General features: G+C 68.0%; 15 protein-coding genes. 6 read left to right on the top strand and 9 right to left on the bottom strand.

Annotated features, from left to right (window positions below; all coding sequences use genetic code 11):
- Window positions 1-51: 51 nt before the first annotated feature.
- Window positions 52-699 carry a hypothetical protein gene (locus tag CAL11_RS00335; protein ID WP_086091803.1) on the bottom strand — a complete coding sequence of 216 codons (648 nt, stop codon included), beginning with the start codon at window positions 697-699 and terminating at the stop codon, window positions 52-54.
- Here CAL11_RS00335 and rpoN point away from each other — a divergent pair.
- The gene (rpoN, locus tag CAL11_RS00340; RefSeq protein ID WP_050458203.1) at window positions 698-2,137 is read left to right on the top strand and encodes an RNA polymerase factor sigma-54; all 1,440 of its coding nucleotides are present in this window, start codon (window positions 698-700) and stop codon (window positions 2,135-2,137) included. The two genes, CAL11_RS00335 and rpoN, sit on opposite strands and share 2 nt — an antisense overlap.
- 92 nt (window positions 2,138-2,229) lie before the next feature.
- On the top strand, window positions 2,230-2,532 hold the full coding sequence (locus tag CAL11_RS00345) for a (2Fe-2S)-binding protein (protein WP_003815905.1): 303 nt from the start codon (window positions 2,230-2,232) through the stop codon (window positions 2,530-2,532).
- Window positions 2,533-2,559: 27 nt separating this feature from the next.
- Here the strand turns inward: CAL11_RS00345 and CAL11_RS00350 are convergent, their stop codons facing one another.
- Complete coding sequence (locus CAL11_RS00350) at window positions 2,560-3,438, bottom strand: LysR substrate-binding domain-containing protein (RefSeq protein ID WP_033466910.1); 879 nt, start codon at window positions 3,436-3,438, stop codon at window positions 2,560-2,562.
- A 107-nt stretch (window positions 3,439-3,545) separates the two neighbouring features.
- Between CAL11_RS00350 and CAL11_RS00355 the strand changes: the two genes are divergently transcribed.
- Entirely contained in the window at window positions 3,546-4,475 is a 930-nt protein-coding gene (locus CAL11_RS00355) for a DMT family transporter (RefSeq protein ID WP_086094484.1), read from the top strand.
- Window positions 4,476-4,813: 338 nt separating this feature from the next.
- A complete protein-coding gene (bfr, locus tag CAL11_RS00360; RefSeq protein WP_003815898.1) occupies window positions 4,814-5,290 on the top strand; it encodes a bacterioferritin in 477 nt (158 codons plus the stop codon).
- Between the two features lie 85 nt (window positions 5,291-5,375).
- On the opposite strand, the gene CAL11_RS00365 is transcribed toward bfr, so the two are convergent.
- Genes CAL11_RS00365 through CAL11_RS00380 form a run of 4 tightly spaced genes read right to left on the bottom strand, consistent with a single transcriptional unit; the run spans window position 5,376 to window position 9,896 of the window.
- Window positions 5,376-6,059, bottom strand: coding sequence for a hypothetical protein (locus CAL11_RS00365; RefSeq protein WP_080699941.1), 684 nt, complete (start codon window positions 6,057-6,059; stop codon window positions 5,376-5,378).
- A 24-nt stretch (window positions 6,060-6,083) separates the two neighbouring features.
- Window positions 6,084-7,691: a peptide chain release factor 3 gene (locus tag CAL11_RS00370; RefSeq protein WP_033466906.1), complete on the bottom strand. Its 1,608-nt coding sequence runs from the start codon at window positions 7,689-7,691 to the stop codon at window positions 6,084-6,086.
- Between the two features lie 48 nt (window positions 7,692-7,739).
- Complete coding sequence (locus CAL11_RS00375; protein ID WP_086091804.1) at window positions 7,740-8,369, bottom strand: LysE family transporter; 630 nt, start codon at window positions 8,367-8,369, stop codon at window positions 7,740-7,742.
- 33 nt (window positions 8,370-8,402) lie between these two features.
- Window positions 8,403-9,896: a DEAD/DEAH box helicase gene (locus tag CAL11_RS00380; RefSeq protein WP_167382420.1), complete on the bottom strand. Its 1,494-nt coding sequence runs from the start codon at window positions 9,894-9,896 to the stop codon at window positions 8,403-8,405.
- 283 nt (window positions 9,897-10,179) lie between these two features.
- Between CAL11_RS00380 and CAL11_RS00385 the strand changes: the two genes are divergently transcribed.
- Both CAL11_RS00385 and CAL11_RS00390 read left to right on the top strand, forming a co-directional pair.
- On the top strand, window positions 10,180-10,809 hold the full coding sequence (locus CAL11_RS00385) for a LemA family protein (RefSeq protein ID WP_086091805.1): 630 nt from the start codon (window positions 10,180-10,182) through the stop codon (window positions 10,807-10,809).
- Window positions 10,787-11,692, top strand: a complete 906-nt coding sequence (locus tag CAL11_RS00390; protein ID WP_086091806.1) for a TPM domain-containing protein — start codon at window positions 10,787-10,789, stop codon at window positions 11,690-11,692. The genes CAL11_RS00385 and CAL11_RS00390 overlap by 23 nt, the downstream gene beginning before the upstream one ends.
- A 6-nt stretch (window positions 11,693-11,698) precedes the next feature.
- Here CAL11_RS00390 and CAL11_RS00395 read toward each other — a convergent pair whose 3' ends face one another.
- Genes CAL11_RS00395 through CAL11_RS00405 form a run of 3 tightly spaced genes read right to left on the bottom strand, consistent with a single transcriptional unit; the run spans window position 11,699 to window position 15,336 of the window.
- A complete protein-coding gene (locus CAL11_RS00395; RefSeq protein ID WP_086091807.1) occupies window positions 11,699-13,420 on the bottom strand; it encodes a dipeptide ABC transporter ATP-binding protein in 1,722 nt (573 codons plus the stop codon).
- A 7-nt stretch (window positions 13,421-13,427) separates the two neighbouring features.
- Complete coding sequence (locus CAL11_RS00400; RefSeq protein ID WP_086091808.1) at window positions 13,428-14,354, bottom strand: ABC transporter permease; 927 nt, start codon at window positions 14,352-14,354, stop codon at window positions 13,428-13,430.
- A 10-nt stretch (window positions 14,355-14,364) separates the two neighbouring features.
- Window positions 14,365-15,336 (bottom strand): ABC transporter permease, encoded by a 972-nt coding sequence (locus CAL11_RS00405; RefSeq protein ID WP_033468360.1) that lies wholly within the window; start codon window positions 15,334-15,336, stop codon window positions 14,365-14,367.
- Window positions 15,337-15,381 lie beyond the last annotated feature (45 nt).

Below are 15,381 nucleotides of genomic sequence, written 5' to 3' on the forward strand. Positions count from 1 at the left end.
AACGGCGCGCCAGCGCGCGCCGTCAGGCCGGTCCGGGAGGCGTCCAGGCGCTCAGCGCGCCGGTCCGATATGCGGTTCGGCCAGCCTGGGCTCGACCGCGCGCGGCTCGACAATCCGCGGCTCGGCATGGCGCGCCGCGCCGGGGCGCTCATCGGGCGCCGGCCGGTGTGCCGGCGCGTCGAGGATGCCGGACTGCTCGCGCACCATGGCGATCTTGCCGATGCGGTTATGCCGCAGCTCGGTGTGGGCGCGTTGCAGATCGCCCACGGTGAGCGGCTCGTCGCGCTCGCCCCAGACCCAGCGCAGCACGTCCAGGACCTCCGGCGAGAGCCGCGGAGCCAGGTCGGACAGCACGTCGGTGGGTACCACGGCGGCGCGGCCGGCGGCGATGCTCGATCCCAGCCAGGCGCGCAAGGAGAAGAACACGATCAGCGACCAGATCGCCACCACGCCCCACCAGAAGTAGGGGTTGACGCGGGTAAGCATGTCGACGGTCTGCTGACCCAGGGCATGCATGCCCTCGAACGACAGCGATTTGCCGAAGGCCAGCAGCCAGGCGGCCACGAGCAGCCAGATGACGGCGACGATGGCGATCACCACGACCCGGAATATCAGGCGGGGTAGCGCCAGTTTCAACAAGGCCTGGCCGATCAGGCGGCCATCCTGGCGGATGCGTTCGGGCGAAGTGGGATTCATCATGCAAAATATTGTACCTATGACTCGTCCCGCGCTAGAACTTCGTCCTGGTCAACACCTGACATTGACCCCTCAACTGCAACAGTCGATCCGGCTGTTGCAGCTGTCGTCGCTGGAGCTGGAGGCCGAACTGTCGCAGGCGCTGGCCGAGAATCCGTTGCTGGAACGCGACGAAGACCCGGCGCGCGAGGAGCAGGCCGACCCCGAGCGCGAGGCCTCGGTCGAGGCCGACGAGGCGCCGGACACCGAATTGCGCCTGGACGAGATGCCCGGTTCGGGCGGCGTCCATCCCGACGACGACAGCGACCTGCCGCAGGCGGCGCGCCCAGATACCCTGCGCGAGCACCTGCTGGGGCAGTTGGCGCTGACGCGCGCCGCGCCGCGCGACGCGGCGCTGTGCGGCTTGCTGATCGACGAACTGGACGAGAACGGCTACCTGGATTCGCCCCTGGAAGAAATCCTGACCTGGCTGCCGGCCGAGGCGGAGGCCGACCTGGACGAGCTGCGCGCGGTGCTGACATTGCTGCAATCGTTCGACCCGGTGGGCATCGGCGCGCGCGACATGGCCGAATGCCTGCAGCTGCAACTGCGCCAGCCCGATCTGGCGCGTCTGCCCGAGGCGGCCGACGCCGAGGTGCTGGCCTGTGCGCGGCGCATCTGCGCGCAGCACCTGCCCTTGCTGGCCACCGGCAACGTGGCCCGCGTGCGCGAGGCCGTGCAATGCGACGAGGCGGTCGTGCGCGCTGCGCATGCGCTGATCCTGCGCCTGGAGCCGCGGCCGGGCCGCGCCTGGACGGTGCCGGCGGCCGATTACGCCATTCCCGACGTGATCGTGCGCCGTACGCGCCAGGGCTGGCAGGCGGTGCTCAACAGCGCCGTCGTGCCGCGGCTGCACGTCAATGCCGTCTATGCGCAGGTGCTGGGGGGCGCGCGCCAGGGCGGCAACGCCGGCCTGCAGGCGCAGTTGCAACAGGCGCGCTGGATGATACGCAACGTGGAGCAGCGCTTCGACACCATCCTGCGCGTCTCGCAGGCGATCGTGGCGCATCAGCAGGCGTTCTTCAGCCAGGGGCCGGCGGCCATGCGGCCGCTGATCCTCAAGGACATCGCCGGCGAACTGGATCTGCACGAATCGACCATTTCGCGGGCCACGACGCAGAAGTACATGCTCACACCGTTTGGCACGCTGGAGCTGAAGCGCTTCTTCGGCGCGGGCGTGTCCACCGACGGCGGCGACGCCACCTCGGCCACCGCGGTGCAGGCGGTGATCCGCCAGCTGGTGGCCGACGAGGATCGCGCCAAGCCCCTGTCGGACAGCCAGATCATGCAGCGCCTGGCCGACCAGGGCATCGTCATTGCCCGCCGCACGGTGGCCAAGTACCGCGAGGCGCTGCGGATTGCGCCAGCGACGCTACGCAAGGCCCATGCGGCGGGTCGTTAGGGCGTTTCCTAATTCGTCCCTGATTTCAAGCAGTTAGCTGCGGGATTCGTTGCAAATTTGCCGCTCAGGATGGCTTGCGCGTGACAGAATAATTGCCGATAATTGTTCTCATGTACATTTGCATATGTAATGCCGTTACCGAACGCCAAGTCCGCGCCTGCGTGGACGCGGGCGCGGCTACGCTGGGCGATCTCCAGTTCGAGCTGGGCGTGGCCACGTGCTGCGGCTGCTGCGCGGCAACCGCCACCGAGTACCTGCCCGGCGGGCGGGCCTCGAGCGTGTGCGAAGTGCGCTCGGTCGCCGTTCCGGTCAATCCGCCCGCGGCGCTCGAGCCCGTGGGCACCCCCCAACCGGCGGCCAACGGCTTTCCGATTCCCCTCGTCGCCGTCGCCTGAGCGACGCGGCGTCTTGCGCCAGCCGGCTCATGCCGCCTGGCGCAATTTATCGTCCCCACAGAAGTCCATGATCAGGCGGGCCAGTTCGTGCACCGCCCGCGATCCCGTATCGCTCATGCACAGCGCCAGCTCGCTGGGCGCCGGACGCGGCAGCAAGGCGTCGCAGCGCGCCATCGCGGGCGTCTGGCAGCGTTGTTCCAGCAAGGCCACGCCCAATCCGCCCTCCACCGCCGCCTGCAGTCCCGACAGGTTGGGGCTTTCGTATGCGATGCGCCAGCGCCGGCCGGCGCTCTCCAGCGCATGGATGGCGCGGTTGCGGTACTGGCAGCCCTGTGGAAAGGCGACCAGGGCAATGGGGTCGGGCAGCGTGGCGGGGCTGCCGGCGGCGCACATCCAGTGCAGGCGCTCGGGCCAGGCCGCCAGACTCGGGCCGGCGCCGGGTTCGCGCTTGAGCAGGACCAGGTCCAGCTCGCCGCGAGCCTGGGCCCGGTGCAGGTTGGCGCTCAGATCGCAGCGCATCGACAACCGCACTTGCGGGTGCCGACGGGCGAAGTCGGCCACCATGTGTGTCAGCCGGGTGACCGCCAGGTCGTCGGGCAGGCCCAGCCGCACGATCTCCAGCCGCCGCTCGCCGCTGACCACTTCGCGGATTTCGTTCGAAAGCGCCAGCATGCGCCGCGCATAGCCCAGCAGCCGTTCGCCGTCCTCGGTCAGCCGCACGCCGCGCCCTTCGCGTATGAACAGCGCACATCCCAGCCCCTCTTCCAGCTTGCGGATCTGCTGGCTGACGGTCGATTGGGTGCGGTGCACGCGTTCGCCGGCGCGCGTGAAGCCGCCGGCGTCGACGACGGAAACAAAGCTGTGCAGCAGGTCCAGGTCCATGGCGGTTCGCTCCGGCAGATGCATCGGTTTTTCAAATACTTTTGATCCGAATAAAGAATTTGTCAATGAGTCAGGCGGCTCGCAGAATGCAGGCTTGGGTCGCCGCCGGCGGCCGGCAACGGGAAGCCATCATGAAGACCACATCGGCCGCGGTAGCGGCGCGCGCCTGGCGTGGCGCGCCGGACCGCGCGGCTGCGCCCTGGGCTGCCATCGCCATGTTCTGCCTGTTGTGGAGTTCGGCCTTTGCCGCGGCCAAGATCGCCGTGCACGATGGCCCGCCGCTGGTGTTGTTGAGCGCGCGTTTCCTGCTTGCCGGCGTGCTGCTGCTGGCGGTGGCCCGCCTGGGCGCGGGGTGGCGCCTGCCGGCGCCGCGCGAGCTGGCCATGCTGGCGCTGCTGGGCGTGCTGAACAATGCGCTCTACCTGGGGCTGAGCTGGACCGGCCTGACCACGGTGTCATCGGCCTTCATGGCGGTGCTCATCAGCACCAACCCCTTGCTCATCGGCATTCTCGCCGCACCGGTGCTGGGCGAGCGGCTTACCTGGCGCAAGCTGGCGGGCCTGTGCCTGGGGCTGGCGGGCGTGGCGCTGGTGTTGCGCTCGCGCCTGTCCGGCATGCATGAAGACCTGCACGGCACCCTGCTGGCCGGCGGCGCGCTGCTCGCGCTGGTCGCCGGTACGCTGCTGTACAAGCGCCTGGCGCCGGCCGCCGGCCTGTGGACGGCAACCGGCGTGCAGTCGCTGGCGGGCGGGCTGGCGCTGCTGCCGGTGGCGCTGAGCCTGGAGAGCGCGGCGGATGTGCGCCTGACCGCGAGCCTGGTCGGCAGCATGGCCTACATGGTCGTGGCGGTATCGATGGGCGGCTATTACCTGTGGTTCCTGATCCTCGGCCGCGCCAGCGCCACGTCGGCCAGCGCCCTGCATTTCCTGATGCCGCCCCTGGGCCTGCTGTTCGGCTGGGCCTTGCTGGGCGAGCCGGTCTCGCGCCTGGACCTGCTGGGCATCGTGCCGATTGCACTGGGGATCTGGCTTGCGACACGCCGGGAGCGCGGCACGGCCTGATTTGTTGCCGCGCACCAACGGCGCGCCCAGGGGCGCGGGCGCCATGCGTGCACATCGCATTCGTGCGGCCCTGCCGCGCGCGCCGCGCCGCAATTGACGGCGCGCATGGCGCCGCAAGCCGCATCAGGCATGGCGCGCGCATGCGGCCTGTCGAATACGCATACTCATTCTCATTGTCTTGACGCTTTCAGATTGCGCTTGCATCGCTGTTCATCAAATGCGCCCTTGGGCTAGCAGTCAAGGCGCAAGCGATGTTAGTCTGCCGGGGTTGCGCATGTGCTGGGCGCATGCGCGTCACTGCGCGCCAGCTTTACGCGCCTGTCTGCCAGGAGTACATCATGAAAGGCGATAAAACCGTCATCCAGTTCCTCAACAAGCAACTCACCAACGAACTGACGGCAATCAACCAATATTTCCTGCATGCCCGCATGCTGCGCCACTGGGGCTTCAACAAACTGGGCAAGCATGAGTATGAAGAGTCCATCGGCGAGATGAAGCACGCCGACCGTCTCATCGAACGCATTTTCATGCTCGACGGCCTGCCCAACCTGCAAGACCTGCACAAGCTGCTGATCGGCGAGGACGTGCCGGAACTGCTGGCCTGTGACCTGAAGCTGGAACAGGCCGCGCAGGCGACCGTCAAGGAAGCCATCGCGCACTGTGAGTCGGTGCGCGACTACGTGTCGCGCGATCTGTTCCAGGACATCCTGGACGACACCGAAGAGCATATCGATTACCTCGAAACGCAAATCGGCCTGGTCGACCAGGTGGGACTGCAGAACTACCTGCAAAGCCAGATGGAAGTCGACGGCTGAAGCATCGTGGCCGCCTCGGCGGCCATGGCATGAAAAAGGGCGCACCGTATGGTGCGCCCTTTGCATTGCGGCCGGCAGCGTGCGGTCAATCGGGACGGCGCGGGCACTCGGCCATGGTGCCCCATGCGCGGTTGGGCGCGCAGTACTTGTTGCGTGCCGCCCAGGAACAACTGGGGCGCTCGAAGAAGCCCTGCGTGGCGCAGTGGGCCAGTTCGCGGCGCAGCGCGTCCTGCCAGTTGCCGCCGCCGGCGCGGTTGGTTTGCGGCGCGACCTGCGCGACCGCCGCGGGGTTCTGCTGCATGCCGGACGAGGGGATGGCTTCCTGCGGCACGATCGGCGCCTGGCCGCCCAGCGCCTGCAGGTCCAGCGTGGTGACGTCGGAGTTGCCCGAAGGCAGCGGCACATCGGAATTGGCGGCGATCTCGCGCGCGCGGTCCATGGTGATGCTGTCGCGGGAGATCTGTACCGCTGGGTCGCTGGCGGTGTCGAACAGCGAGACGGTGTTCACCGCCCAGTCGCGGCTGGCGGGCTGGTCCGGCACGCCCAGCGTGCCGTCGACGCGCGGCTGGGGAGGCTGCGCGACATAGGGCCGGCCATTGGCGTCGAGAACGGGTTGCTGCGATGCGTCGCCTTCCTGGCCAGGCGCGGGCGCGGCCTGCGGGGCATGCGCCACCAGCCAGTCACCCAGTTGAATACCGCCCCAGGCGGCTGCGCCCAGGGCGACCAGAAGCGTTGCGATCAATAAACGCCAAGACATTGCTACCCTCATCTGCCGTGCGGTCTCCGACCCGGCTTACGCCTTGTCTCCGAAGACTTTGCCGCCATGCTCGCGCAAGGCGTGGAATTTCACATTCGGATACAGGTCTTCGGCCACGCGCAACTGCGCGGGCGAAGTGATAAGGAACGCCGCCGCATCGACCACATCATAGGCGATATGGGCTGCATTGGCATCCATGAACTTGCGCAGCGCGCGCGGGTCGTCGGAGGTGATCCAGCGCGCACTGGTGTAGCGCGAAGGCATCATCCGGGCGTCCACGCCGTACTCGGTCTTGAGCCGGTGCGCGACCACTTCGAACTGCAGCTGGCCCACCGCGCCCAGCAGCAGCGCGCCGCCGGCGGCCTCGGGGCGGAACACCTGGATGGCGCCCTCCTCGCCCAGCTGCGTCAGGCCCACGCGCAATTGCTTGGTACGCAAAGGATCTTTGACTTCCACCGCCTGGAACAGTTCCGGGGCGAAGAACGGCAGTCCGGTAAAGCGCAGGCTCTCGCCTTCGGTCAGCACGTCGCCCAGCTGCAGCACGCCGTGGTTGGGGATGCCGATGACGTCGCCGGCATAGGCCTCGTCGAGCAGCTCGCGGCGCTGCGACAGGAACGACACCACGTTGTTGGGCCGCATTTCCTTGCCGGTGCGCGCGACCTTCAGGCGCATGCCACGTTCGAAACGGCCCGAGCTCACGCGCACGAAGGCCACACGGTCGCGGTGCGCCGGATCCATGTTGGCCTGCACCTTGAAGACCACGCCGGTGAACTTGGGCTCCTCGGGGCGGACTTCGCGTTCCAGCGCCTGGCGCGGACCGGGGGCCGGCGCCTGGTCGACCAGCGCGTCCAGGACTTCCTGCACGCCGAAGTTGTTGATGGCCGAGCCGAAGAATACGGGCGTTTGCTTGCCGGCCAGGAAGGCCTCGCGGTCGAAGGCCGGCGCGGCTTCGTTGATCAGCTCGATCTCGCCGCTGGCCTGCGCGAAGGCGGCGCCGAAGCGGCGCGGGATCTCGGGGTTGTCCAGGCCGTCGATGAATTCGTCGTCCTCGCCACGGCGCTCCTGCCCGGCGCGGAAAATGCGCATGCGGTTGCGCCGGATGTCGAACACGCCGCCAAACGCCTTGCCCATGCCCACCGGCCACGAGAACGGCACGGTGTCCATGCCGAGGTGGCCTTCGATTTCCGACAGCAGCTCGAGCGGCTCGCGGACTTCGCGGTCGAGTTTGTTGATGAAGGTGATGATGGGCGTGTTGCGTGCGCGGCAGACCTGCAGCAGGCGGATCGTCTGCGGTTCGACGCCGTTGGCGGCGTCGATGACCATCAGCGCGGCATCCACCGCCGTCAGCACCCGGTAGGTGTCTTCCGAGAAGTCCTGGTGCCCCGGGGTGTCGAGCAGGTTGATGACGCAGTCGCGGTACTCCATCTGCATGACCGACGATGCCACCGAGATGCCGCGCTGCTTCTCGATTTCCATCCAGTCCGACGATGCGTGGCGCGAGGCCTTGCGCGCCTTCACGCTGCCGGCGATCTGGATCGCTCCCGCGAACAGCAGCAGTTTTTCGGTCAGCGTCGTTTTACCGGCGTCCGGGTGGGAAATGATGGCGAAGGTGCGTCGCCGCGCGACTTCTTGGGGAATGTTCATGGCGGGTGGATTGTACTGGCGCGCCGCGGGCGCGCCAGCGGGGTGTCTTTACGAGTGGCGACGGAATGTAGCCAGGAATACGCCGGCCAGGATGAACAGCGAACCGAAGACGCGGTTCATCCAGCGGATGTGGTGCGCCTTGCGCAACATCCGCAGCACCTTGGCGGCCAGCAGCGTATACACGCCCATGGCCACCAGGTCGGTGAAGGCCAGCGTCCCGGCCAGCGCCAGGTATTGCTGGGTCAGCGGCTGCGCGGGATCGACGAATTGCGGCACGACCGCCAGCAGGAACACGGTGCCCTTGGGGTTCATGGTGTTGATCAGGAAGCCACGGCCCACCAGCTCGCGGATCGAGGCGCGATGCGGATCGCCGGCATCGACCGTTACCGGCGCGGCGTCGGTGCGGATCTGGCGCATGCCCAGGTAGATCAGGTAGACCACGCCGGCGTACTTGACGATCGTGAAGGCCAGCTCGGAGGTGGCCAGCACCGCGCCCAGCCCGACGGCGACGATCAGGAACTGGAACAGGATGCCGAGGATCAGCCCGGCCGTGTTCCAGTAGCCGCGCGCGAACCCGTACTTCAGGCCCGAGGACATGGCCGAGATGGCGCCCGCCCCGGGCGAGAACGAGATCGCCCACGATGCGACGAAAAAGGTCAACCACGTCGAGAGCGTCATGCGCTGGCTCCTGTCGATGCCGCGTGAAAGGGATTACTTGCCCAGCAACACGCCGCGCGTGCCATTGCCGGCGGGCCGGTTGCGCGCCGGGGCCGGCGCGCGGGCCGCGCCCGCTTCGCCGTGGGGGCGCCCCTGGGAGCGGCCGCCGTCGTTGCGCTTGGCGTCGGTGCGCGGACCGGCGGCGTTGCGCGGCGCGCTGCCTTGCGGATGGGCGCCCGTGGCGCGGCGCTGGCCGTCGCGCGCCTGCGGCGCGCGGTTGTCGCCGCCCGCGCGCTGGCCGCGATCGCCGCCACGGCCACCGCGGCGGCCGCGGCCGCGATCGTCGTCGCGCATCTCGCGCTCGCGATCGGCGCGGTCCTCGGCGGTCGGGCCGCCGGCCGGCGGCGTCCAGCCGTCGACGGCACGGCGTTCGATGGGTTTCTTGATCAGGCGCTCGATGGCCTTGAGCAGCTTGATTTCGCTATCGTCCACCAGCGAGACCGCCGCGCCGGTGGCGCCGGCACGACCGGTGCGGCCGATGCGGTGCACGTAGTCCTCGGGGACATTGGGCAGTTCGAAGTTGACCACTTGGGGCAGCTGGTCGATGTCCAGGCCGCGCGCGGCGATGTCGGTGGCGACCAGCACGGCCACGCTGCCGTCCTTGAAGCCCGACAGGGCGCGGGTACGCGCCGACTGGCTCTTGTTGCCATGGATGGCGGCCGCGCTCAGGCCGTCCTTGACCAGCTTCTCGGCCAGCCGGTTCGCGCCGTGCTTGGTGCGGGTGAACACCAGCACCTGGTGCCAGCCGCTTTCGCGGATCAGGTGGCTGACGAGGTCGCGCTTGTGGTGCTGTTCGACCAGGTGCACCGTCTGGGTGACCAGTTCGGTGGCGGTGTTGCGCGGCGTGACCGAGACTTCGCCCGGATCGTTGAGCACGCCGCGCGCCAGCGAGCGGATTTCGTCGGAGAAGGTGGCCGAGAACAGCAGGTTCTGGCGTTGCTTGGGCAGCAGCGCCAGCACTTTGCGGATGTCGCGGATGAAGCCCATGTCCAGCATGCGGTCGGCTTCGTCCAGCACCAGGATTTCAACGCCGGAGAGGTCCACCGTTTTCTGGCCGGCATGGTCGAGCAGCCGGCCGGGCGTGGCCACCAGGATGTCGAGCGGCTTTTTCAGGGCGCTGATCTGCGGGTTGATGTTGACGCCGCCGAACATCACCATGGAGCTCAGGCTGGCGTACTTGCCGTAGGTCTGCACCGATTCGGCCACCTGGGCGGTAAGCTCGCGGGTGGGGGTGAGGATCAGGCAGCGCGGGCGGCCGGGCTTGCGCGCGGCGGGCTTGGCCTGCATCAGCCGGTGCAGGATGGGCAGGGTGAATCCCGCGGTCTTGCCGGTGCCGGTTTGCGCGGCGGCCAGCAGGTCGCCGCCCTGCAGCACCAGCGGGATGGCCTGCGCCTGGATGGGGGTGGGCGCCGTATAGCCGGTATCGGCGATCGCGCGCAACAGGGAATCGGCCAGCCCGAGGTCGGCAAAGGAAATAGAGGTAGTCAAAACAACTCCAGCGGCAGCCTGTCGCTCAAAGTTGAGAGACTCCAATCCAGGCGGACGAATGTGAGGAGATACAGGAAACCCGTTTGCACGGGCATGGCGGTGAAAGCGCCAGCAGACGTGTGCCGATTGGCTATGCACACGGAGAATCATTGTATCCCATGCCGGCCCCCGGGAGGCAGCCTGTTTAGCCATAACCTGTAACAGCTCGGCCGCGCCCAGTCATAGGCAAGCAGGCCCTGACCTGTTGTAATGCCGGCGACCCATTGTTACAGGAAGACATGCCATGACGATTACCCGTTGGCTGGGCGCCGGCCTGCTGGCGCTGATGACCACATTGCTGTCGGGCTGCGGATACAACGCCATCCAGGCCGCCGACGAGCAGGTCAAGGCGTCCTGGTCGCAGGTGCTCAACCAGTACCAGCGCCGCGCCGACCTGGTGCCGCGGCTGGTCAAGGTGGTGGATGCCTACATGACGCACGAACGCCAGGTGCTGGTCGAAGTGACCGAGGCGCGCGCCAAGGTGGGCCGCGTGCAGCTGACGGCCGACCAGCTCGACGATCCGGCCGCGGTGCAGCGCTTCCAGCAGGCGCAGGGCGAACTGTCCTCGGCCCTGTCGCGGCTGCTGGTGGTGACCGAGAACTACCCGCAGCTCAAGGCCGAGGGCCTGTTCCGCGACCTGCAGACCGAGCTGGCCGGCACCGAGAACCGGCTGGCGGTCGAGCGCGAGCGCTATGTGCGCTCGGTGCAGGCCTATAACGTGCTGGTGCGGCAGTTCCCCGAAGTGATCACGGCCAAGGTTTTCGGCTATGCGCCCAAGGCCAATTTCGGCGTAGACAACGAGGCCGAGATCACCCGCGCGCCGGAGGTGAAATTCAGCAACGAGGGCGGCGGTGCTCCGCATCCGGCCCGGTAACGCCTGGCGCGTCTTCGGGACGCTGTGGCTGGGCACGTGGCTGGCGGCCTGGGCGCTGCTGGCGCAGGCGCAGCAGCTGGCGCCCGTGCCGGAGTTCGGCGCCCGCGTCGTCGACCAGTCGGGCGTGCTGGACGCGGCGCAGCGCCAACGGCTGGAGGCCCAGCTGGCGGCGCTGGAACAGCGCAAGGGCGCGCAGGTGGCGGTGCTGATCGTGCCGAGCACCGCCCCGGAAACCATCGAGCAGTACGCCACGCGCGCCTTCGAGAAGTGGAAGATAGGCCGCGACAAAGTGGATGACGGCGTGCTCCTGCTGATGGCCAGCGACGACCGCGCGCTGCGTATCGAGGTGGGCTATGGCCTGGAGGGTGCGATTCCGGATTCCGCGGCCGGCCGCATCATCAACGAACACATCGTGCCGCGCCTGCGCGCCGGCGACTGGCCCGGCGCGGTGCAGGCCGGCGTCACGGCGCTCGAGCGGCGCATCGAAGGCGAGGAGTTGCCGCCACCCGCTGCCGGCGGGCGCGACGAGGGCTCGCGGCTGGCAGGCATACGCGGCTGGCTGGGCGAGAACGGTATCGCGGCGCTGGTGGTGGTGCTCATCCTGCCGACGCTGATCGCGGCGGCGCTGGCCGGCGTGGTCGCGGGGATCTACATGCAGAGCATTTCCGCCGGCCTGGTGATGGCCCTGCTGGTGCTGGGCATCAAGGTCATCATCAAGGCCTTGCCCAGCGGCGGCGGCGGTGGCGGCGGGGGCAGCGGCGGGGGCGGCTTCGGCGGCTGGCGCGGCGGTTCGCGCGGCGGCTCGGGCAGCGGCGGGTTCGGCGGCTTCCGTGGCGGCGGCGGCGGACGTAGCGGCGGAGGCGGCGCCTCGGGCCGCTGGTAGGCCGGCCTACCCGGCCGCCGGCACCGGCTGCAGCGACTGCAGCCGGGGCATCAGGCTGAGCAGGTGGCGGGTGTAATCGTGCAGCGGATGCGTGAACAGCGTCTCGGTGGCCGCCGTTTCCAGCAGTTCGCCATGCAGCATGACGCCAACCCGGTCGCACATCTGGCGAATGACCGGCAAGTCATGGCTGATGAAAAGCATGGTCAGCCCCAGCTGTTCCTGCAGATCCTTGAGCAGATTCAGGATCTGCGCCTGGATCGACACGTCCAGCGCCGAGGTCGGCTCGTCGCAGATCAGGAAGCGCGGCCGGGTGGCCAGCGCGCGCGCGATGCAGATGCGCTGGCGCTGCCCGCCGGAGAATTCGTGCGGATAGCGCTGCGCGGCGGAGGCGCCCAGGCCGACCACGTCGAGCAGGTCGGCCACCACGCGGCGGGTTTGCGCCTCGCCTTCGGCCAGGCGGTGAAAGCGGATCGGTTCGGCCACGATTTCCTGTACCCGCATGCGCGGGTTGAGCGATGAGTAGGGATCCTGGAACACCATCTGGATCTGGCGCCTGAACGCGTTCATCCGCTTCTCGTCCTTCAGGCCGGTCAGGTCGACGCCGTTGAAGAGCACGCGCCCGCTCGTGGGCGTGTACAGTCCGGCGATCAGGCGGGCCACGGTGGATTTGCCCGAACCCGACTCCCCCACCAGCCCGAACACCTCGCCTTCGTTGATGGACAGGTCGACCTGCTTGACCGCGTCCAGCGTGCGCCGGTTGCGCGCCAGGAAGGCGTTGCGCAGCACGAAGCGCATGCCCAGGTCCTCCACTTGCACCAGCGGCCCCTCGGCGCGCCGGGCGAACTCGCGCCGCTGGCCCAGCCAGTGGGTGGCGATGTCCAGCTCCACGGTCGGGCGCTTGACGTCCTCGATGTAGGTCACCACGGGAAAGCGCCGCAGCTTGATGTCAGGGCGCGGTACGGCGGAAATCAGGCTGCGCGTGTAGGGGTGGTCGGGGTTGCCGAGTATCTTGGCGGTGGGTCCCTGTTCGACCAGCTTGCCGCGGTACAGCACGGCCACGCGGTCGGTGACGTCGGCGATCACGCCCATGTCGTGCGTGATGATGATCATGCCGACCTGCTTCTCCCTGCACAGCTTGCGCAGCAGGTCGAGGATCTGCGCCTGGATCGACACGTCCAGCGCGGTGGTCGGTTCATCGGCGATGATGACCTCAGGCCCGCAAGACAGCGCCAGGGCGATCACCACCCGCTGCCGCATGCCGCCCGAGAACTGGTGCGGATACTGCTTGACCCGTAGTTCCGGTTCGTCGATGCCGACCTGGCGCAGCAGATCGACGGCGCGCTTGCGCGCCTGTTCGTGGTTCAGGTCCAGGTGCACCTGCATGGTTTCCACCAGCTGGCTTTCCACCGTCTGCAAGGGGTCGAGCGAGGTCAGCGGATCCTGGAAGATCATGCCGATGCGGCGCCCGCGCACCTTGCGCTGTTCGGCGTTGCTCAAGGTGTCGATGCGGCGCCCTTCCAGCAGCACTTCGCCGCCGGCCAGCCGGCCGGGCGCTTCCAGCAGGCCGATGACGGCGTTGCCGATGGTCGATTTGCCGGCGCCGGACTCGCCCACCACGCCGAGGATCTCGCCTTTCTCCAGCGACAGCGAGACGCCGTCGACGGCGACCAGCGTGCCGCGCCGGCTCGGGAATTCGATGCGTATGCTGTCGATGTCCAACAATGCCATGAGCGTCTCAGCGCAGCTTGGGGTTGAGGGCGTCGCGCAGCCAGTCGCCCAGCAGGTTGACCGACAGCACCAGCGCCACCAGCGCGATGCCCGGGAAGATCGAAATCCACCACATGCCCGAGAACAGGTAGCTGTTGCCGATGCGTATCAGCGTGCCCAGCGACGGCGCGGTGGGCGGCACGCCCACGCCGAGAAACGACAGCGTGGCTTCGGTGATGATGGCGATGGCCAGGTGTATGGTGGCGATCACCAGCACCGGGCCCATGACATTGGGCAGGATGTGGCGACGCAGGATGGTGAAGGGGCCGATGCCGATCAGGCGCGCGGCCTGCACGTATTCCTTGTTGCGCTCGACCAGCGTCGAGCCGCGCACCGTGCGCGCGTACTGCACCCAGCCCGAAATGCCGATGGCGAAGATCAGGACGTACAGCGCCAGCTGGTCGTGCATGTCGCGCGGCAGCAGGCCGCGCGCCACGCCGTCGATCAGCAGCGCCACCAGGATGGCGGGAAACGAGAGCTGCACGTCGGCGATGCGCATGATGATGCTGTCGACCCGTCCGCCCGCATAGCCGCTGATCAGCCCGAGCGTGACGCCCAGGACCATGGCGAACAGCACCGAGGCAAAGCCCACCAGCAGCGAGACGCGCGAGCCGTACAGGATGGCCGACAGGATATCGCGGCCCTGGTCGTCGGTGCCCAGCACGAAGGCGCCGTTGCCGTCCGCTTCCCAGGCCGGCGGCGTGTTGGCGTCCATGATGTTCAGCGACGCCAGGTCGAACGGGTTGTGCGGCGCCACGATGGGCGCGGCCAGCGCGCCCAGCACGATGACCAGCGTGACGACGGCCGAGATGATGGCGCCGGGCGAGCGCTTGAAGCTGTGCCAGATATCGCTGTCGCTGGCGCGGGCGAAATAGGGAGCGAGGCGGGCGATCATGGCGCTTCCTTCATTTGCTTTGCACGCGCAGGCGCGGATCTACGGCGAAATAAAGCATATCGACGATCAGGTTGATGACGACGAAGAAAAAGGCGATGAGCACCAGGTAGGCGGCCATGACCGGGATGTCCACCATGCTGATGGCCTGGATGAACAGCAGGCCCATGCCCGGCCATTGGAAGACCGTTTCGGTGATGATGGCGAAAGCGATGATGGAGCCCAGCTGCAGGCCGGTGATGGTGATCACCGGAACCAGCGTGTTCTTCAGCGCGTGGCGGAAGTTGATCAGCCGCTCGGGCAGGCCGCGGGCGCGCGCGAACTTGATGAAATCGGTGCGCAGCACCTCCAGCATCTCGGCGCGCACCAGCCGCATGATGAGCGTCATCTGGAACAGCGCCAGCGTGATGGCCGGCATGATCAGCGCCGCCAGGCCCGAGCGCGTGAGCAACCCGGTGGACCACCATCCGAGCGAGATGACCTCGCCGCGCCCGAAGCTGGGCAGCCAGCGCAATTGCACGCCGAACACCAGTATCAGCAGGATGCCGATCAGGAAGGTGGGCAGGGAGATGCCGGCCAGCGACAGCGCCATGAACGTCTTGGACAGCACGCCGTGGCGCCGCAGCGCCGTGTAGATGCCCATGGGAATGCCGAACACCAGCGCCATCAGCGCCGAGACGAACGACAGTTCGAGCGTGGCGGGAAGGCGCTCCTCCAGCAGTTCCGCGACCGGGCGGCGCTGGCGATATGAAACGCCGAAATCGCCGCGCACGGCATTGCCGACGAAGCGCGCGAACTGCACGACGAAGGGATCGTCCAGCCCGAGGTCGACGCGCAGCTGCGCGCGCTGTTGCGGCGTGGTGTCCTGCCCGACCATGCTGGCGATCGGATCGCCCACATAGCGGAACATCGAAAAGGCGATCAATGCCACGGTCAGCATGACCAGCAGCGACTGAAAAAGTCGTCGCGCTATGAAAGCAAGCATATCGGGTGCCCTGGTTTGGCGTGTACGGCGCGGGTCGCCCATGGC

This window comes from Bordetella genomosp. 6 (assembly GCF_002119705.1).
GTDB classification, from domain to species: domain Bacteria; phylum Pseudomonadota; class Gammaproteobacteria; order Burkholderiales; family Burkholderiaceae_B; genus Bordetella; species Bordetella bronchiseptica_F.

Coding starts and splice junctions, on each gene's coding strand:
- rpoN (WP_050458203.1), top strand. CDS start 698: ATGCAAAATATTGTACCTATGACTCGTCCCGCGCTAGAACTTCGTCCT.
- CAL11_RS00335 (WP_086091803.1), bottom strand. CDS start 699: ATGATGAATCCCACTTCGCCCGAACGCATCCGCCAGGATGGCCGCCTG.
- CAL11_RS00350 (WP_033466910.1), bottom strand. CDS start 3,438: ATGCATCTGCCGGAGCGAACCGCCATGGACCTGGACCTGCTGCACAGC.
- CAL11_RS00355 (WP_086094484.1), top strand. CDS start 3,546: ATGAAGACCACATCGGCCGCGGTAGCGGCGCGCGCCTGGCGTGGCGCG.
- bfr (WP_003815898.1), top strand. CDS start 4,814: ATGAAAGGCGATAAAACCGTCATCCAGTTCCTCAACAAGCAACTCACC.
- CAL11_RS00365 (WP_080699941.1), bottom strand. CDS start 6,059: ATGAGGGTAGCAATGTCTTGGCGTTTATTGATCGCAACGCTTCTGGTC.
- CAL11_RS00370 (WP_033466906.1), bottom strand. CDS start 7,691: ATGAACATTCCCCAAGAAGTCGCGCGGCGACGCACCTTCGCCATCATT.
- CAL11_RS00375 (WP_086091804.1), bottom strand. CDS start 8,369: ATGACGCTCTCGACGTGGTTGACCTTTTTCGTCGCATCGTGGGCGATC.
- CAL11_RS00385 (WP_086091805.1), top strand. CDS start 10,180: ATGACGATTACCCGTTGGCTGGGCGCCGGCCTGCTGGCGCTGATGACC.
- CAL11_RS00395 (WP_086091807.1), bottom strand. CDS start 13,420: ATGGCATTGTTGGACATCGACAGCATACGCATCGAATTCCCGAGCCGG.
- CAL11_RS00400 (WP_086091808.1), bottom strand. CDS start 14,354: ATGATCGCCCGCCTCGCTCCCTATTTCGCCCGCGCCAGCGACAGCGAT.
- CAL11_RS00405 (WP_033468360.1), bottom strand. CDS start 15,336: ATGCTTGCTTTCATAGCGCGACGACTTTTTCAGTCGCTGCTGGTCATG.